The organism is Peribacillus phoenicis (genome assembly GCF_047238085.1).
GTDB lineage: Bacteria > Bacillota > Bacilli > Bacillales > DSM-1321 > Peribacillus.
In genome coordinates this window covers 1,985,514-2,005,132 of sequence record NZ_JBDFMF010000001.1, presented here as the reverse complement: position 1 = coordinate 2,005,132, position 19,619 = coordinate 1,985,514, and the positions used below count along the sequence as shown (strand labels likewise).

Genomic DNA, 19,619 nt, shown 5'->3' with positions numbered 1-19,619 from the left:
GCTACCTCTCCCCCTTGGCAAAAAGACCTGTTGGTTTCACGGTTAATATTACGACTAAAAGAATGAATGCAATGATGTCCTTATAATCATTTGAAATATAAGTTGCGCCCAGGCTCTCACTGAAACCCAGGATATATCCGCCTACGATCGCCCCCGGGATGCTCCCCATCCCGCCCAATATGATAATGACGAATGCTTTTAGGATGACTAAATGCCCCATGCCGGGAAAAACAAGGTTAATCGGTGATGCAAGAGATGAAGCTATGGCTGCTAATCCACCCGATATCATGAAGGTAAGCATCGCAACTTTATTAATGTTGATTCCCACTAATGAAGCACCTTCACGGCTTTGGGACATCGCTATTATCGTCGAGCCGGTATAAGTCTTCTTTAGGAAAAGGTAAAGTAAAACCATAACTGCGATAGCTGATACGATGATCAATAATCGCTGAAGTGTGAACGTTAGGCCCATGATATTGACCACTTGACCATATGGAGAAGTCATTGTATGGAAGTCGGCACCCCAGACAAATTGGGCAAAGGCTTCAAGAAAAAGGAGAATTCCGATTGCGGCTATCTTATCGTGCAATGGAGGTGCCTCCCTTAACAGGCGAAACACGAAACGTTCCAAAAGGACTCCCAACAAACCAACAACGATAATGGATACGAACATGGCAATCCAGTAATTGACCCCATATAAAGTCATCATTGATAACGTGATATATCCACCCAACATATATAGGGCACCGTGGGCAAAGTTCGGGATATGCAAAATTCCATATACTAGCGTCAATCCCAGGGCAACAAGACTATATACGCTGCCAATCGTCAAACCATTAAAAAGCTGCTGGATCAAAATTTCCATTTACTTCCTCCTTGAAAATTATTGAATTTCACTTTGCTGCTCATTCCCTGGCCCACCATCCTGTCCATATTTTGAAAGCACACCTATACGATGAAAAACACTTTCAATTTTTTCCTAACAGGCTCAACCTCCCGGGGTGGAACAGTAAGTTTAATATCCCTATATTCTCCGCCTACAGATACAGCTTAGGTGTAGCGAATATAACACTTGGTTTGTTGTTAGCGCTTTCATTTATAATGACCACTTATTACAGTACATGCACCTAGCGATTTTTGTCCTCATTCTTTCTGCCTATTGAATCTAGGCGGCACAATTGTGCAGACAAGCATATGCTGTTTGTAGGGATAGCCAATGTTTCCATCTTCTCTTTAATAACGGTTTACCCATGGTAATCGTCTGGTTCGTTCACCCCTTCCACACCACTAAAGGACCATTACGTAGATTAATTTCCTGTATGTAGATTATTTCCTGTATATAAATGCAAGTGCCGTGCCAACATTATCTCACCGACAATAAGGCTATTCACCAGTCAGTGAATTCATTATTGAATCGTAAAAATCAAAAGTAACGATTCCATACGGGATGTCCGTCATTCACTATTGACTGAAAAAATCATTTCTGAATCAACCTAAGAATTAAATAAAGAAATAAAATGAAAGGGATCCAAAAATAACCTTCACAACAACAATCATTTCATGCAATAGCAGGTAATAATGCACAAAAAACAACTTTTAAACCAATAATTTACTAAAAACACATAAAAATTAGGTAATAAAGCTATTCCTCAAAAACTCTTAAATATAATTAGGAACTTTAGTCAAAAAAACAGCACCTCCATTGTTGGATGGTGTCCAACAATGGAGGTGCTGTTCAAACTCACCTATTCTTTTCCGCTGACCTTTAATCGATATTTTTTAAGTTTCCTCACAATTGTTGCCTGACTGGAATCAAGGGCCTCTGCGATTTCATATGTAGTTTGGTAGGTTTGAGCCGCTTTCGTCAAGATTTCCTTTTCGGCTCTTTCCACCGCTTCTTTTAAAGTTAGGGCAGCATTGAGGTTCGGCTGATTCTGATTTTCCGGCTGATATTCTTCCGGAAGGTCGTTAATCGATAATATTTGATTATCCGTCAGCACGACGAGCCTTTCCACTATATTAATCAATTCACGGACATTTCCTGGCCAATCATGTTGATAAAAATATTCCTTCAACCGCGAATCTATTTCTTTTGAGAATTTATATTGTTCATTTGCCTTTGTTAAAAATAAGTCAGTCAATGCCAAGATATCCTCTCTTCTTTCCCTTAGAGGAGGAATCGTAATCGGAATGACATTCAGCCTATAAAAGAGGTCTTCACGAAAATCACCCGATTTGACCATTTCCGATAGATTTCGGTTCGTGGCTGCTATTATGCGAACATCGATCTTCTTTGGCTTTGTACCACCGATTCTTTGAATCTCCCTTTCCTGAAGGGCCCGAAGCAGCTTCACTTGAAGTTGCAGGGGAAGCTCACCGACTTCATCCAGAAATAAGATCCCACTCTCTGCCAGCTCAAACATCCCTGGTTTGCCTTTTTGGTTGGCTCCGGTAAATGCCCCTCCTTCATATCCAAAGAGCTCGGATTCCAATAAATCAGCGGGAATTGCCCCACAATTTATTTTGATGAAATCTCCTTTTTTAGATCGGATGCTCCGATTATAAATATTGCGGGCAAGGACATCCTTTCCAACACCCGTTTCTCCCAAAATGAGTACTGTCGCATCAATATCCGATATTCTTTCAGCAATTTCATAAATCATTTTCATTTTATCACTGACAAATACGACTCCATCCTTGCTTGTTATCTTCCGCAGTTTTTCGATTTCCTGCTTATATTGATGATTCAGTTCATTAACTTTCGTCAACTCATGCATCAGTTCATTTAAATCGGATAAATCCCTTATATTCGTAACGACTTGCTCTATTTCCCCTTCTGCATTAAAAACGGGACTTCCTGTAATCAATGTTTCCTTTCCAGCAAAATTATCCTGTACGACCGATACCGTTCGTCTCAGCTTCACTACCTTATGCGTCACCGAAGCATTCAGTATGCCGCGTTTAATCAATTGGTCCACCGATTTGCCGATATAATACTCTTTTGGTATGCCAGTGATCCGTTCAATTGCCGAATTGGTATAAAGCGTGATTCCATCTTGATCGGTGATGTATATTCCATCATAGGAATTTTCGATAATGGCATCCAGTGCGCGATTCAATTTATCCGTTTCATGCGCATCAATCAATAAATCGTCCAAAAATTCTGTTTCACTGCCTATATATAGAATATTGTCAGCATCCATTTTTTTCATTAATAAAAATAAATACCGCTTATCATGCAGCCTTGCAGCTGCAATCCTTTTATTATCGAGAAATTGCCACTCATCGAATTGTTCGGTTAGTGTATTACCATCCTGACTTAACGATTGATTAAAATAATTGCCCCATTCCTTTATCCGATTTGCAGAATCCACGACTAGTGCAGGAAAGGTCGACTCTTTAAGCAAATTAATCTGAGAATCCTGTTTCACTTGATTCATTACTATTCACCGCCGCAAAAAGAATTCTTTTTAAGTACAATTCTGGATAATTTTCGAAACTCCTTTAAAATTGTCGAATTTCGCTCCAAAAAAAGTAGTGATGAAATAATTTTCATCACTACTATCCCTCAGTAAGTCTTAAAAATAACCTCTCCACTGATCGCTTCCTTACCTGTCTGGTTAGTGGCCGCAACGTTGAAAAAATATCTATCCCCATTTTTTTCTTTTAGATCCGCTTGAAGAGTTATGACATCATTCAAGAAAACCATGCCTTTGAAACGAATCTTGTATTCTTCGATAAAACCAATTTCATAAAGATTACTGAAAAGCTTTGCGAGGTTTCCCATCGTCCACATTCCATGCGCGATGATACCGGGAAGACCAGCATTTTTTGCTTCCTCATCAATCGTATGAATGGGATTGAAATCACCTGATGCGCCGGCATATTTAATGAGGTCCAAACGCGTTACAGGTGCAAGCTCGATTGAATGTAACGAGTCACCGATATGAAGTTCGGTTAATGTCGTCATTTACTCATCACCATCCTTCTGACCGTTTCATTTATAATGACAAGCTGTTCAGCAGTGAAGACAACTTCCCCATTTGCATCCGTCCCATAATTTTTAAAGGCTAGAAATCCCATTTCCCCTTGTTTTCCTTTTTTCTCGTAATAGTCTTTCACTTCCGTATAACAGGTGATTTCTTCCCCTACCTTCAGCGGCCTGTTATAGCGATATATCTGCTCACCGTGAATCAACCCTTTAGTTGGGAGATTTAAGCTTTCAATCGTCCCGAAATCAAAGACCCTTGGGAAAGTTGGTGGAGCGATATTCGTACCGTACCTTGATTGCCTGCCTATTTCTTCATCAATGAAAATCGGGTGGGGATCACCAATCGATAATGCGAATTTTTTAACGGCTCCCCGTTCAACTATATTTTTAACGGGGTTGGATCGTTTTCCAATACTTTCGTTGAACATAACATCCCGCCTTTTCCCTTAATTTTTTGGACCGCCCGCAACATATAAAACCTGCCCGCTAATGAATGAGGATGCTTCATCGGCAAAGAATGCAACAGCATGAGCAATATCACTTGGCAAACCGCTTCTGGCAACAGGAATACTGTTTGCCCTATCCTGGATGAATTGCTCAAAACTCACTCCCACCCGCCTAGCTGTTTCTTTCGTCATTTCGGTTTCGATAAAACCTGGTGCTACCGAATTAGCCGTTATCCCGTATTTGCCAAGTTCGATCGCCAATGTTTTTGTTAAACCCTGAAGCCCTGCTTTAGCAGCTGAATAATTAGCCTGACCGCGGTTCCCGAGGGCCGAAGTGGATGATATATTGATGATTCTTCCGTATTTATTTGCAACCATATGCTTCTGGGCGGCACGTACTGCATTGAAAGTACCTTTTAAATGCACATCCATTACCGTCTGCCAATCTGAATCGGTCATTTTAAAAAGTAGATTATCCCGGATGACCCCAGCATTATTCACAAGAATATCAAGCGATCCGAATGTGTCGGCTATTTCCTTTATGGATGCTTCCACCTCTTCGGAATTGACCACATTGGCCACTTTGGTAAAAATGGTATACCCCTTATCCCTTAATTCATTTCCTGTTGATGTCAAAACCTCTTCATTGATATCGATAATCGCCACGTTTGCACCTTCACTGGCAAATAGTTCGACGATCGCCCGGCCAATCCCCCTGCTTCCACCTGTAACTAAAGCCGTTTTCCCTGAAAATCTCCCTGCCATAATCGTTTCCTCCTAATCTATTATAAGAATTGTCCTAATTTAACATGCCCCTTAATCAAATTTCGGGAAATGATCATACGCTGTATTTCATCCGTACCATCATAAATCCTCCAAAGCCTTGCCTCTCGGTACCAACGTTCGATGGGAAGCTCCTTCGTATAGCCCATGCCACCGTGAATCTGCAATACGCGATCAACGACCCGATTCCCCATATTGGCTCCATAGAGTTTAGCCATTGAAGCTAAATGGCGGTTGTCTTCTCCATTATCAAGTGTAAAAGCCGCATTCAATACAAGCCATCTTGCAGCTTCAATCTCTACAGCCGAATCAGCTATCTGCCATTGGATGGCCTGGCGCTCCGCGATCGGTTTACCGAATGTGACTCGTTCTTTAGCGTATTCTATAGCCATTTGCAGCAATCTTTCTGCAGAACCGACAGCACGTGCACCCACGATCCATCTTGCAAACCCAATCCATTCCAAGCCTAGTTTATAACCGCCATGCACTTCCCCTAAGATGTTTTCTTCGGGTACCCGAACATTGTCAAAAACTAATCCGGCCGGTCCCCATTCTCCCATCGTATTGATATACTCTGATCTCCAGCCCATATCACGGTCTACAATGAAACAGGTTACCCCTTCCGTCCCGGTTGCTTGATGACGTTCTTTGTCTGTTACAGCAATGACCATGACGAAATCGGCATCATTTCCTCCGGTAATGAAAGTTTTTTCACCGTTAAGCACCCATTCGTTCCCTTCTTTTACTGCCGTCATTTTAATATTTCGCGTATCGGACCCAGCTCCCGGCTCCGTCATGGCAAAACAGGACTTTTTATCACCATTAATCGTAGGGATCAGATATTTCTGCTTCTGTTCTTCATTTGCATAATAAAGTATGTTATCAGCCGAACCTCCAAAGCTGAATGGTACAAACGTTTTTGATACTTCCATCAAGACAATTGCCATCATAAGCTGCCCTAAGTCTGCCCCGCCATATTCCTCCGGGGTATTGATGCCCCAAAACCCAGCTTTTTTTGCTTTTTCCTGTAAATCTTTCAATGTCCCCTCTGGCAAACTAGGTTTACCTGCCATTTCATTGCGAAGCACTTCATTTTCCAAGGGTATCAATTCATTTTCCACGAACTTGCGTATTGTTTTTTGTACCATTTTTTGTTCATCTGATAGTCGTAAATCCATTTTAACCCCTCCGCTTTCCAATTAGACTAGTTTTGATATTTTCTCTTCAATTGTCCGGTAATGATATTTTTTTGGATTTCTGACGTGCCTTCATATATTCTAGTGATTCGGGCATCCCGATAGAAACGTTCAACTGGATAATCCTTCATGTATCCCATCCCTCCATGAATCTGAACGGCCTTATCAGCGACACGATTATATACTTCCGAACCATACAACTTTAGCATTGCCGCTTCTTTAATGATTTTTTCTTTCTGATCGACCATCCATGCAACCCGGTATGTGAATGAGCGAAGTGCTTCTATTTCCATTGCCATCTCGGCAATCATATGGGATACGGCTTGATGATCAATGATCGGGACATTGAATTGTTCACGTTCTGTGGCATATTTAGTAGATAGATCGAGCAAGTACTGACAGGACCCTAAATTACGGGCAGCAAGGCCTGCCCGGCCATTTGCAAGGATCTTCAATGCATTTACATACCCTTGTCCAACGTCCCCCAGTACATTTTCGGCAGGAACCTCGCAATCTTCAAAAACCAATTCTGCCGAATGTGAGCCTCGAAGACCCATCTTCCTTTCCAGGCTACCAACTCTAAAACCCGGAAAATCCTTTTCTACTATGAATGAGGTGATTCCTTTTGCCCCTTTATCTTTGTCCGTTACGGCCATAACTGTAAAAATATCTGCTACATCAGCATTCGTTATATAATGCTTAGTCCCATTTAGAATATATTTATCGCCATTTTTAACTGCCGTCATTTTGAGATTCGTAGCATGTGACCCCGCTGCAGGCTCAGTTAAAGCAAAAGCGCCAATTCTATTACCGCTTGCCATATCTGGTAGATACTTTTCCTTTTGCATTTCATTGCCCATTTCGACTATCCCTACCGTACCTATGCCGGTATGGGCCCCAATCAGAGTGGTATATCCATTATGTGTTTTGCCGATTTCCTCATATAAAGCGCATTTTCCCACCATCCCGATTCCGAGCCCGCCATACATTTCCGGGATACTAAGCCCGAATAGCCCGATTTCCTTCGATAAATTTATAATGGATTCCGGGATATGATCTTCATCCTCTATCTGCATGGAAAATGGATCGATTTGCTCTTCAATAAACTGGCGTATATTTTCTTTTAATAGCAGGATGTCTTCATCTAAGCGAAAGTCCATTTGCATTCCCCTTTATCTGCGAATTGGTTGTTAACGCTTTCATATATTATCCGAATAAGCAATATGTTTTTCCTGAAGTTTGCGTTTTAAGATTTTACCCACTGCCGTCTTCGGAAGTTCACTTTCAAATGTGATTGCTTTTGGGACTTTAAAGGCAGCGAGCTGCTTTCGGCAATAATCCTTCAATTCGTTTTCAGTTATTCTTTCATTTGGTTTTATAACTACCGCTGCATGTACCGTTTCACCGCGATATTGATCGGGAACGCCAAAGACGGCAGCTTCCAGAACCTTAGGATGGCTGTATAATATATCTTCAATTTCAATGGGATATATATTGAATCCGCCTGCTATGATCATTTCTTTCTTCCGTCCAACAATGTAAAAGAAGCCATCTTCATCCATCTTGGCAATATCACCGGTATGCAGCCATCCGTTTTGAATCGTCTGCCGCGTCTCTTCAGGCATGCCCCAATAACCTTTCATTACCTGTGGACCCTTTATGACCAATTCACCTGGTGTATCAACCAAGAGGGCAGGCTCTCCTGTAATACTGTCAATTATGGCGGCATCCGTATTTTGTATCGGAATTCCGATACTTCCGGGTTTTTGCAGGCCGCTAACTGGATTCCGGTGCGTGACTGGTGACGCCTCGGACAGGCCATAGCCTTCTGCAATCTTTGTCCCGCTCAATTCATTAAACCTTGACAATACATTCAATGGCAATGGTGATGAACCCGAAACGCAAGATTTCAATGTATGCAAATCAAATGGATGGGACTGGTAATATTGTAATAAAGCAATGTACATCGTCGGTACCCCTGGAAAAATAGTCGGTTTAAGATCATTGATAATATCGACAATCTCCGTCACCTCAAACCTGGATACAAGAATTAATTCCCCGCCATTATAAAATGTCAGGTTCATCCCTGAAGTCATGCCGTAAACATGAAATAATGGGGAAACGCCTAGTACCCTTTCTTTACCCTTTTGAGTATTGATTCTTGAAGTTGCTGCACTTTGCAGCGTATTGGCTACGATATTACGATGTGTTAGCATCGCCCCTTTAGAACGCCCTGTCGTTCCTCCTGTATATTGGAGAACGGCGACATCTCTAGCAGGATCAATCTCCACACTGAAATCCGCTTCTGTTACAGATAGCAGTTTTTTTGTCATTTCACATTTGCCCTTTTCCAGCGACACGCTCAACACCTTTTCAACATCGGTTTCAGCTATAACGGCTTCAACTATTGGCACTAAATCATCTAGCACAATGATGTGCCTTGCACCTGAGTCTTTCAGGACATGTATTAATTCGTTCGCCTTATACATTGGATTGATTTGGACAACAATGGCTCCATTCAAAAGAGTTCCAAAAAAACCAATTGGATATTGTGGACAATTAGGAAGCATAAGAGCCACACGATCTCCCTTTCCAATCCCTTCAGCAGCAAGCAAGCGGGCACATCTTTTCACTAACGTCCCCAACTCTGAATATGTATAACTCTGCTCCATGAACGTAACCGCTGTATTATCCGAATATTGTTCGACTGATTGATAAAATAGTTCTGTCAAAGATATTTCAGGAATATCAATCTCGCTTGGATTTCCTTGCGGGATATGTTTTTTCCAAGGTCTATCCATTGGCCCTCCCCTTTCTTCATTCAAAAAAATAAAGAAGTCATACTAAACAATATGCAAGGAGTGTGCCAAAAATAAATCGTTATGTTACGCTGATTCAATCAATGGTAAAATTCAAAATTGAATTATTTGCTGCGCCCTTAATAATATTAGGTTCATAATGCTAGGATTTAAAATTGACTCAATAAGTCATTTTTGAATTTAGAGATGCTTCCGTAAAGGACTCAACTTGTAGTGCGGGCATGTGGGGTTATTTTCTTGAAGGATATTTTTTGAAAATAAAACGGGATGCTGATCAAGTTCAGCATCCCGTTTTAAAAAATGATTCACTGCTCTATGGCGGAGTCATCTTCCAATGATATTTTCCATAATTCTTTCGCTTTTCCACTGACCGTTTCATCAAAAACAAATGATCCATTCGTATATCGATCATGGTTTTTTAATGAAGCAGCATGAATCGTTTCAATGGTCCCCTTTTCAGAAAGAATGAATAGACTGTCCGTTTTGTTAATGATATCAAATCCAATGACCCTATGAGGATTCGATTTCAATTCCCTCAAGACCACGACACCGCGTTTTGCCCGGCTCGTTTTTTCAAACTCGGTTAGTTTCATTTTCTTTATGGCACCGCGCTGTGTAACGATAAAGATCGATTCTTTACTATCCTTGGCCAAAACCTTTCCGCCAATGACATAGTCATCTTCTTTCAAATTAATCCCTTTGACTCCTGCTGCCCGAACACCGACAATACTTACTTCTTCTTCATCAAACCATAAACCATAGCCGTTATGGGTGACCAGGAAAAGGTCAGCCTGTCCATTGGTATGATGGACATCGACAAGTTCATCGTCACCTTTTAAATTGACACCAACCAGCGGTTTTGAATGACGCTGGGCTTTATAGGAAGCTAATTCTGTCTTTTTCACCATACCATTTTTCGTGATGAACACTAAGAATTCCGGCACGGCAAACTCTTTGATTGGAATCGCTTTTATGATTTGTTCTTCCCTGTCGATTGGAATGATGTTCGCGATATGCTGACCGGTTTCCTTCCAGCGAATATCAGGAAGCTGATGAACTGGACAATAGAGGTAGTTCCCTTTGGATGTGAACAGCAACAGGACATCCGTCGTATTCATCTCCAGCCTCTGGAGCAGGCGATCGGAATCCTTCATGCCAAAATCAAGCCCGCCTGATGCTGCATAAGATCGTAACGAAGTCCGTTTGACATAGCCTTCTTTCGTCACGGTCACCATCACGTCCTCACTCGCAATCAAGACTTCAAGATTGATTTTGATTTCTTCAATTTCTTTTTCGATTTTGGAACGCCGTCCGTCATCAAAGCCCTTTTTAATGAATCGAAGTTCTTTTTTAATTACTTGAAGAAGAACTTTTTCACTGCCAAGAATCTTTGTCAATTCCTCAATTTTGTTTTTCAATTCCGCTGCCTCTGCTTCAAGTGCTGTAATATCCGTATTTGTCAGCCTGTATAGCTGCAAGGAGACAATGGCTTCAGCTTGCGCTTCTGTAAAATCGAATTTAGCGATGAGGTTATCTTTGGCATTCCGTTTGTCTTTAGATGCCCGGATGACAGCGATGACCTCATCTAGTATGGACAAAGCCTTTACTAAACCATCGACGATATGTGCCCGGTCATGTGCCTTTTGCAACTCATACCGTGAACGGTTCACGATTACTTCTTTACGGTGTTCGATATATGCATCGAGCATTTTTGGCAGGCTCATCAATGTTGGCCGTTTTTTATAAATCGCGACCATATTGAAATTGTATGCAATTTGGAGATCGGAATTTTTGTATAAATAATGCAGGACTCCATTTGCATCTGCTTCTTTTTTCAGTTCGATTACAATGCGCAGTCCTGTACGGTCGGTTTCATCCCTTACTTCGGCGATACCTTCCACTTTCCGGTCTAGGCGGAACTCATCCATTTTCTTAACAAGGTTGGCTTTATTGACTTCATATGGGATTTCAGTGATGACGATTTGCTGTTTGCCCCCCCGAATCGTTTCCACTTCCGCCAACCCGCGAATGATTATTTTCCCTTTACCTGTTTCATAGGCCTTACGAATGCCTTCAATGCCTTGAATGATACCTCCAGTAGGAAAATCCGGCCCTTTAATGACCGTCATTAAGTCAGCGACAGTCGCTTCCGGCTTATCGATTCGCATAATGGCTGCATCAATGACTTCACCTAGTTGATGTGGCGGGATTTCAGTGGCATAGCCTGCTGAAATTCCTGTAGAGCCATTTACAAGCAGGTTAGGGAACATCGCAGGCAATACAATGGGCTCTTCCGAAGTATCATCAAAGTTCGGTACAAAATCGACCGTCCTTTTTTCAATATCCCGCAGCATCTCGGAGGCTATCGATGAAAGCCTTGCCTCCGTATACCGCATCGCAGCAGGCGGATCACCATCAATGCTACCGTTGTTTCCGTGCATTTGGACCATGACCTTCCGCAGCTTCCAGTCTTGGCTCATCCGAACCATTGCCTCATAAACGGATGAATCTCCGTGAGGGTGATAGTTACCGATTACATTACCGACCGTTTTTGCGGATTTCCTAAATCCTTTTTCCTGAGTATTTCCTTCGACATGCATCGCATACAATATCCTGCGCTGCACCGGTTTTAAACCGTCCCTTGCATCTGGAAGTGCCCGATCTTGGATAATATATTTACTATAACGCCCGAAGCGGTCACCAATTACCTCTTCAAGCGGCAAATCCCGAAACGTTTCTTCAAATACCATCGTTATTGACCTCCTCTTCAATCGACATATTTTCATTATCTAAAATATTCGATTCCTCTTCGAGACCAAAAGCGACATTGGCTTCAATCCACTTACGACGCGGTTCAACCTTATCTCCCATCAAAGTTGTCACACGTCTTTCCGCACGGGCCCCATCATCGATCTTCACACGTATCAATGTCCTTGTTTCCGGATTCATGGTGGTATCCCATAATTGATCGGCATTCATCTCACCCAGCCCTTTATAGCGCTGAATCATATAGCCTTTCCCCACCTTGTCTATCGCTCCCTGAAGCTCCTCGTCGCTCCAAGCATATTCAATGACTTCTTTCTTCCCGGTCCCTTTACTCACTTTATATAAAGGGGGCAAGGCAATGTAAACCTTTCCTGCCTCTATTAACGGCTTCATATAGCGATAAAAGAATGTCAGCAGCAGCACTTGGATATGGGCTCCATCCGTATCGGCATCAGTCATGATGATCACTTTATCATAGTTAGTGTCCGGCGTATTGAATTCCGCCCCGACACCTCCGCCGATGGCATGGATGATCGTATTTATTTCCTCGTTTTTAAAGATATCCGCCAGTTTTGCCTTTTCCGTATTGATAACTTTACCCCGCAATGGAAGAACTGCTTGGAAACGGCGATCTCGTCCTTGTTTAGCGGATCCCCCAGCAGAGTCCCCTTCTACAAGATACAGTTCATTCCGTTCGGGATTTTTCGATTGAGCTGGTGTTAATTTCCCAGAAAGGATGGCATCGGATTTTTTCCGTTTCTTCCCGCTTCTTGCGTCTTCACGAGCCTTGCGTGCCGCTTCCCTTGCTTGGAACGCTTTAATTGCTTTTTTAACCAATAGGGTACTCGTGGTCGGATCTTCTTCAAAAAAGTAGGCTAAGTGCTCTGATACGATGGAATCGACTGCAGAACGGGCTTCACTTGTTCCAAGCTTGCTCTTGGTTTGTCCTTCGAATTGAAGAAGTTCTTCAGGGATACGTACTGAAATGATTGAAGACAAGCCTTCACGTATATCGGTACCTTCGAGGTTTTTATCTTTTTCCTTCAATAGCCCCATCTTTCTGGCATAATCATTAAATGCCCGTGTCATGGCCGTTTTTGCGCCAATCTCATGGGTGCCTCCATCTTTTGTACGAACATTATTGACAAAGCTTAAAATATTCTCTGAATAGCCATCGTTGAATTGAAAGGCGAGTTCGACTTCTATCCCATTTTGTTCCCCTTCTAAGCTGACTACACTATGAAGGGTCTCTTTTTCTTCATTTAAATAATCGACAAACGCTTCAATTCCATTTTCATAGTGAAAAACTTCATTATGGTCGTTACGCTCATCCGTCAATTCTATCTTCATGCCTTTTAAAAGAAAGGCTGATTCGCGAAGACGCTCACATAAGATCTCATAATTAAAAGTAGTCACCGAAAATATTTTTGGATCGGGCTTGAAGTGGATCTTGGTACCGGCTTGATTGGTTTTACCGATTTTCTCCAGTGTGGTTTCTGGCTTTCCGCCATTGAAAAACCGTTGTTCGTAAATGAACCCGTCCCTTTTGATCGTCACGACAAGCCATTCAGACAACGCGTTAACGACCGAAGCACCGACTCCATGAAGGCCTCCACTCGTTTTATATCCGCCTTGTCCAAATTTACCTCCAGCATGAAGAATCGTCAAAATGACTTCAGGCGTCGGTTTACCTAATTTATGCATGCCAATAGGCATTCCGCGCCCTTTATCAGACACACTTACACTGTTATCTTTATGTATTTTCACACTAATTTGGTCTCCATATCCAGCTAAAGCCTCATCTACGGAGTTATCTACAATCTCGTACACTAAATGATGAAGTCCGCGTGCATCAGTACTGCCGATATACATACCGGGACGTTTTCTGACCGCTTCGAGTCCTTCCAGTACCTGAATTGCATCATCATTGTACTCGATTGTTTTTACTTTCTTTGCCACAGAAATTCCCCTTTCCTTACTAAACACAATTTCCGGGCCAAATCATACTGCAATGAAATGACTCACTAGCTTAATAAATCCATTCATACGTTAATATCATATAAAAAGTATAATACTTTTACGAATAAAGAACAAGTGTTCTATTTTTTTCGTCCCTTTTATTAGCGTTAGCACCTTGATTGGAACATGAAAACGTATCATAGCTACCATTCTAATTGTAGCGGTAAATTTTCATTTGGCAAATATACTTTTATTATTTTAATCAAATTAAGCTTTAATGGCTTAAATTTTCCCTGCATTTTAGTTTATCTCCGGGTTGAGATACAGCGATACCTTAAAAAAAGAGCGGAAGTTCCGCTCTTCATTTTTACTTAGTAAGGGCGTGTTCGACTTTTATGCATCGATTCATGATGACAGTATATCCTTTTTCTTTCAAAAAATTATACGCTTCTTCATTTTCCACCCCTAGCTGCGCCCAAAAGATATCTGCATCGATTTCAGCAAATTCCTTGGCTATCTCAGGAAGGAACTCTGAACGGCGGAAAACATTGACGATATCGACGTGCCCTTCAATATCTTTCAGGGCTTTAACTGCCTTCACACCCAGCACTTCAGATACAGCAGGGTTTACCGGGATGATTTCATAACCGCTATCCTGCATAGCCTTCGATACCATATATGAAGTGCGCTCAGGGTTATCAGATAAACCAACGACAGCGATGCGCTTCGAATTTTTCAACATCTTTCCCATTTCTTCTCTGCTTGGATTTTCTATCATTCTTTTCAATCCCCTTTATAATAAAATGTAATATTGAATAAAGAGTATTCCTTAACAAGTGTATTTTACGGATTACCATTATTAAGAAAAACCATTATACAAGAAATAATAGGTTTCGAAAAGGCATGACTCACTTAACTGCCTTTATGTTCATACAGACTACCACGTATTGTAACAATTTATACAAGGAGGCATCCTTCATTTTATATTTACGAAAATAAGGAAGCCTAAACCTTTTACCCTTCATGAACTTAACGTATATCAAAAGATGTAAGTTCATCAAGGAAAATTCATTTTTTTAGTGGATTTTTTTTGGACAGCCGTACCATTTTGTCACGAAAATGTTACAATAAGAGAAGCTTAACAGGCATTTTAAGGCTGTTTTTGGCTATTTCTACACGTTTATTTTTGAAAAAGGGAACAATCGTCCCTTGAACGTGATAAAAAAAGAAGATTTTTCTTAAAAGAAAGGGTAATAGAATGCTTACATTTATCACTATACTGGCTGCCTACCTGATCGGCTCGATTCCTTCCGGTTTAATAATCGGTAAAACTTTCTACAAAATCGACATCCGTGAGCATGGCAGTAAGAATCTAGGCGGGACAAATACCTTCAGGACACTTGGTGTCAAGGCAGGGCTAACCGTTACTATCATGGATATACTTAAGGGTACCCTAGCAACTTTTCTGCCGTATATACTAGGCGTGGACATGCATTTATTGTTAGCTGGAGTTATTGCGGTAATCGGTCATATGTTTCCCATTTTTGCAAACTTTCGGGGCGGAAAAGCGGTGGCAACTTCTGCTGGTGTCATTCTTGCTTATGAACCATGGTTTTTTGTCTTTGCCGTCATCATCTTCTTTATATCCTTATACATATCCAAATATGTCTCGCTTTCATCCATGATTGCTTGTCTACTTGCTCTCATCTACAGTTTAGTTTTTCATATTGAGGATTTGGCGCTCATTATTGTAATCAGTTTAATAACGATCTTCATTTTTTACCGGCATCGCGCAAATATCAAGCGGATTATCGATAAAACTGAACCGAAGGTAAAGTGGTTGTAAAACACACCATATCCAAGTGAAAAATAGGCCCGTATGCATGGGCCTATTTTCCATTCTACAATTCATTTGCCGTGTTATTCAGGATACCGGCATGCCTCGAAACCATTTCAGTGGCGTTTCCGATTTCCTGGATGATTGACACTAATCCCTGAATTGTCATTTCCATTTCTGCAGAATCCGTTATATTCCCTTTGATGACTCCGATTATTTCATTGAAGGAATTTTCTGTTAACTCCGATTCCTTCTCGCCTGCTTGAACGACTTCCTTGACCCTTAGGACTGAATCAACAACATCTTTCATATATTCATTTGATGTTTGTACGATTGCATCTATTTCAGTTATCGATTTTTTAGTCTGTTCAGCAAGTTTCCTGACCTCATTCGAAACGACCGCAAATCCATTACCATGTTCACCTGCCCGTGCTGCCTCGATGGCTGAGTTCAATGAAAGTAAATTTGTCTGGTCGGCCATTCCCTGTACAAGCTTAACAAACTCGGTAATTCTTACGAAGGATTGGTTTAATAAAACGATCTTTTCATCAACATTTTTCATGAAAATAACAAGGTTTTGTATCTTTTCCGTTAAGATCTGCATGCGATTCTGTCCCTCTTCAGCCATTGTTTTTGAACGAAATGATTGTTCAGCGCGTGTTGCAATCTGCGATTTGACATATTGCCCGTTTTCTATCAATTGCTTAACGGAAGCATCTGTTTCTTCACTTAAATTCAAGACTTCTTCACTAACTAACGAGATTTTCCTTCTCACTTCCTCTTTTATTTCTTTATATTGATTTTCCCTAGCATTTAAATTTTCAATTTCATATGCCTCAAGGACTAACTGCTGTTCCAGATTGAGTATTTTTCCTATCGCTGATATTAATGCCCGCTGTTCTTCTTCATTCTTGGTTTGATCAAAGACAATTCTTTGCAAGTAATTTTGAACATTTTGAAAACCGGATGAATACCACAAGGGCTGTAGGCCAATACGATAATGAGTCTTCGCCACCTTCTTCCGCAATTCAACAAATTCATCGTCAATCACACCATTGAATAAAGATAGCATATGAGTAATTAACGTTTTCCTCAATTTTCCGACCGTGCTGTGTTCAGTGATTATCCCCTTCAATTCAGGAACTTGGAGAATCGTTTGATAAAAGGCATCAACAACTCCCTCTACCTGGGGCTCGATTGCCTCTCTAAAGGCATGGATCAGCTTTAAATCGAATTCAGTTAAATCGATGATAGTCACCTGCAGTTTTACCTGTTCAATGCTTACATCCAATATGCCATCTGTTTCTTTTGCTTTTTGAAACCAGATTGCTTTTTCCGGCTTCGCTTTTATGAAAATCCCCATATCCCACTCCCCCTGATTTTGTATTTCACGATAAAGCGGATCCAAAATATCCCACCAATACAATACAGGTCTTTGTATCCAACGCAAATAAAAATAATTAGATTCACATCAAATAAATAATTCATTTAGACTACACATATTTTTATTTTGGCCTCAATTCAAGTCTTTTGTCAAGGTAAAAGGACCTAAAATTCTTTTACCTTAACTGCCCATCAAATGAATAGTATGGTGGATAAATGGTCAAGTAAGGATTGAATAATTGAAGAACAGAGGCTACACTGGAACTAGCTATTAAATATCGATAGGAGAAAGTGCCATGAAGCCATTGCAAATATCACCGGAAACCGCATTAAAGTTATCCAAGTCACTAAACTTGCCTTTAGAGCAAATCATGCATATGCCTACACCTGTTTTGCTGAGGAAGCTTGCCGAGGCTGAAGCAAAAGAAAAAGGAAATACAAAATAGCTGCAGGAATCTGCAGCTATTTTTGTGGATACTCATATGTGTGCGAAACTACCTTACGGATTAGAAACCGATTAATCAATTTCGTCGCATAATAGTATTTCCTTTTAGGTCCTCTATGGAATCCTGCCAGTTACTAATTAAATACTCTTGCCTTATAAATCGGGATATTTCCGTACTCCCTTTTAACATTTCGTTTTCCGTAAATCGTCACAATAAATAATTTCAGTATCTTGCATAAAAATACCAAAATCCTTAATATTCTTCTGCTACTTTGTGATATTTAGCTTAGGAATCAAAAAAAGCAAAAAAACCGCACATGGGCGGTTTTCAATTGAAAGTCAATTCTTTTGCCCAATCAGGCAAAGGCTTTTTTTTGACTGATATTAATTGTTCATTTTCATAGGTACAGACAAATTCTTGTGGTGGTTCATCCTGTAATATATCTTTTAGGTAATACTTTATGTTGGACACAACATCAATTGCCTCCATAACCCATTGATATGGCTTCCAGGCAAGTTCCCCTTCATCACAGGCAGATAGCCCGCCCCCTGCATCTTCAGCTCTGTAAACATACATTCCACCCGTTTGATTCCATGTCACGATCCCTCGAAAGGCCATCCCCCTTACTTTCAATCCAGTTTCTTCAAAAATTTCGCGTTCCATCGATTCATCGATGGTTTCACCTTGTTCTATCTTCCCGCCTATACCATTCCATTTATGCTTATTGGGATTCTTTTGGCGAAATAGCATCAACACTTCGACTTCGTTGAATTTTTTTCGGGTTATGAAACAAATATTATAGATAATATCCATGGGTTATTTCCTTTCTTGAACGCACATTATTCGCATCTACTTCATAATTACTTTATACTTAAATAACGAACATCTAGGAAGGAGAATGAGTATGAAACTGACCATTTCCGATCAAGCAGCTAAGTGGTATATTGATGAGCTGGGGCTTCAAGAAGGCTCTCATTTGCGCTTTTATGTAAGATATGGCGGGCATAGTACCGTCCAAAGCGGCTTTTCATTAGGTATCATGCAGGAAGAACCTGAAACTGCTGCAGCCGCAACAACTATGAATGAGATTAATTTTTATGTAGAAGAAAAAGATTTATGGTACTTTGATGGTCACGATTTACTTATTACTTTTAATGAAAAACTGACTGAACCAGAATTTCACTATGAAAAGAGCGCTTGACAATAAAGCAGCGGTGTAACCGCTGTTTTTTCTTGTTCAATCGAGCAGACGCTCTTTAATATCTTCCGCCCTAAGAATTTCCGCTTGCTTTTCCCCTAAAAGATCGAAATGTGAATAGCCATCCTTCCTGTGATGAATCCACTCTTTTTTAAGCCCGTATTGCTTACCCCACTCCGATAAACGCCGTAAATCTTTACATCCGACTTTTGTAACCGTCTTGCAACCGGGAAATCGGTCATCCAGCCAATAATGAGTTAAAAAAGCTATTTGGCCTTGATCGATTTTCTGCTTCCAGGCTACTACATCTACCCGTTTAATTCCAAAAGCCATTTTTGTTCACCTCAATAATTGTAATTAAACCAATTCATCCTGCTTTTTATTTTTCTCATAGGCCTCATGCCATTCAGGATACATGCGTTTAATGGATATCGGGCGGAAGCTCTCCTTTTTAACGCAAACGTGGGAAGAATGACCAGTAGCCGCCACTTCATTTTTCCCATTGACGATCTCATACCCATAAACGACCCGCAAGCCGTCATATTTTTCAATCCAGGTTTTAACTTTTACCTTATCACCATATCTAACAGGGGTTTTATACGAAGCATGAATATCCATAACAGGTGAGAGGATGCCATCCGCTTCCATATCAGCATAATAAAATCCTAAATCATTTATCAATTTTGTCCTGCCCAGTTCCATCCATATAAGATAATTCGCATGGTAAACAACACCCATTTGATCTGTCTCTGCATATCGCACTTCAATTTCGTTTTCAGCTATGAACATTTTGTT

General features: G+C 40.8%; 18 protein-coding genes. 3 read left to right on the top strand and 15 right to left on the bottom strand.

Going from position 1 to position 19,619, the window contains the following annotated elements:
* Position 1: 1 nt before the first annotated feature.
* The 11 genes from ABC374_RS09690 to ABC374_RS09640 form a co-directional block, all read right to left on the bottom strand.
* Positions 2-865: a branched-chain amino acid ABC transporter permease gene (locus ABC374_RS09690; RefSeq protein ID WP_063233567.1), complete on the bottom strand. Its 864-nt coding sequence runs from the start codon at positions 863-865 to the stop codon at positions 2-4.
* An 880-nt stretch (positions 866-1,745) separates the two neighbouring features.
* Positions 1,746-3,440, bottom strand: coding sequence for a sigma-54 interaction domain-containing protein (locus ABC374_RS09685; RefSeq protein ID WP_413017331.1), 1,695 nt, complete (start codon positions 3,438-3,440; stop codon positions 1,746-1,748).
* Positions 3,441-3,568: 128 nt separating this feature from the next.
* Positions 3,569-3,970, bottom strand: a complete 402-nt coding sequence (locus ABC374_RS09680; RefSeq protein WP_413017329.1) for a MaoC/PaaZ C-terminal domain-containing protein — start codon at positions 3,968-3,970, stop codon at positions 3,569-3,571.
* Positions 3,967-4,419: a MaoC family dehydratase N-terminal domain-containing protein gene (locus tag ABC374_RS09675; RefSeq protein ID WP_413017327.1), complete on the bottom strand. Its 453-nt coding sequence runs from the start codon at positions 4,417-4,419 to the stop codon at positions 3,967-3,969. Before ABC374_RS09675 ends, ABC374_RS09680 begins: the two co-directional genes overlap by 4 nt.
* A gap of 18 nt (positions 4,420-4,437) precedes the next feature.
* Complete coding sequence (locus tag ABC374_RS09670; RefSeq protein WP_413017325.1) at positions 4,438-5,202, bottom strand: SDR family oxidoreductase; 765 nt, start codon at positions 5,200-5,202, stop codon at positions 4,438-4,440.
* Between the two features lie 20 nt (positions 5,203-5,222).
* Complete coding sequence (locus ABC374_RS09665) at positions 5,223-6,398, bottom strand: acyl-CoA dehydrogenase family protein (RefSeq protein WP_413017323.1); 1,176 nt, start codon at positions 6,396-6,398, stop codon at positions 5,223-5,225.
* A 26-nt stretch (positions 6,399-6,424) separates the two neighbouring features.
* The gene (locus ABC374_RS09660) at positions 6,425-7,576 is read right to left on the bottom strand and encodes an acyl-CoA dehydrogenase family protein (protein ID WP_413017321.1); all 1,152 of its coding nucleotides are present in this window, start codon (positions 7,574-7,576) and stop codon (positions 6,425-6,427) included.
* A 39-nt stretch (positions 7,577-7,615) separates the two neighbouring features.
* A complete protein-coding gene (locus ABC374_RS09655; protein ID WP_413017319.1) occupies positions 7,616-9,217 on the bottom strand; it encodes a long-chain-fatty-acid--CoA ligase in 1,602 nt (533 codons plus the stop codon).
* Positions 9,218-9,540: 323 nt separating this feature from the next.
* Positions 9,541-11,985: a DNA topoisomerase IV subunit A gene (parC, locus tag ABC374_RS09650; RefSeq protein WP_350302466.1), complete on the bottom strand. Its 2,445-nt coding sequence runs from the start codon at positions 11,983-11,985 to the stop codon at positions 9,541-9,543.
* Positions 11,975-13,960, bottom strand: coding sequence for a DNA topoisomerase IV subunit B (gene parE, locus ABC374_RS09645; RefSeq protein ID WP_350302465.1), 1,986 nt, complete (start codon positions 13,958-13,960; stop codon positions 11,975-11,977). The genes parC and parE overlap by 11 nt, the downstream gene beginning before the upstream one ends.
* A 367-nt stretch (positions 13,961-14,327) precedes the next feature.
* Positions 14,328-14,738: a CoA-binding protein gene (locus ABC374_RS09640; RefSeq protein ID WP_241588751.1), complete on the bottom strand. Its 411-nt coding sequence runs from the start codon at positions 14,736-14,738 to the stop codon at positions 14,328-14,330.
* Between the two features lie 480 nt (positions 14,739-15,218).
* Between ABC374_RS09640 and plsY the strand changes: the two genes are divergently transcribed.
* On the top strand, positions 15,219-15,806 hold the full coding sequence (gene plsY / locus ABC374_RS09635; RefSeq protein WP_350302464.1) for a glycerol-3-phosphate 1-O-acyltransferase PlsY: 588 nt from the start codon (positions 15,219-15,221) through the stop codon (positions 15,804-15,806).
* 55 nt (positions 15,807-15,861) lie between these two features.
* Here plsY and ABC374_RS09630 read toward each other — a convergent pair whose 3' ends face one another.
* A complete protein-coding gene (locus ABC374_RS09630) occupies positions 15,862-17,160 on the bottom strand; it encodes a protoglobin domain-containing protein (RefSeq protein WP_413017316.1) in 1,299 nt (432 codons plus the stop codon).
* Between the two features lie 316 nt (positions 17,161-17,476).
* On the opposite strand from ABC374_RS09630, the gene ABC374_RS09625 reads away from it, so the two are divergent.
* The gene (locus tag ABC374_RS09625; RefSeq protein ID WP_065310839.1) at positions 17,477-17,626 is read left to right on the top strand and encodes a YycC family protein; all 150 of its coding nucleotides are present in this window, start codon (positions 17,477-17,479) and stop codon (positions 17,624-17,626) included.
* 327 nt (positions 17,627-17,953) lie between these two features.
* Here ABC374_RS09625 and ABC374_RS09620 read toward each other — a convergent pair whose 3' ends face one another.
* Positions 17,954-18,439, bottom strand: a complete 486-nt coding sequence (locus tag ABC374_RS09620; RefSeq protein ID WP_350302461.1) for an NUDIX hydrolase — start codon at positions 18,437-18,439, stop codon at positions 17,954-17,956.
* 91 nt (positions 18,440-18,530) lie between these two features.
* Between ABC374_RS09620 and ABC374_RS09615 the strand changes: the two genes are divergently transcribed.
* On the top strand, positions 18,531-18,827 hold the full coding sequence (locus tag ABC374_RS09615) for a HesB/YadR/YfhF family protein (protein ID WP_101221899.1): 297 nt from the start codon (positions 18,531-18,533) through the stop codon (positions 18,825-18,827).
* 36 nt (positions 18,828-18,863) lie between these two features.
* Here the strand turns inward: ABC374_RS09615 and ABC374_RS09610 are convergent, their stop codons facing one another.
* Positions 18,864-19,157: a hypothetical protein gene (locus ABC374_RS09610; protein ID WP_101221898.1), complete on the bottom strand. Its 294-nt coding sequence runs from the start codon at positions 19,155-19,157 to the stop codon at positions 18,864-18,866.
* Between the two features lie 24 nt (positions 19,158-19,181).
* Positions 19,182-19,613 (bottom strand): acyl-CoA thioesterase, encoded by a 432-nt coding sequence (locus ABC374_RS09605; RefSeq protein WP_350302460.1) that lies wholly within the window; start codon positions 19,611-19,613, stop codon positions 19,182-19,184.
* Positions 19,614-19,619 lie beyond the last annotated feature (6 nt).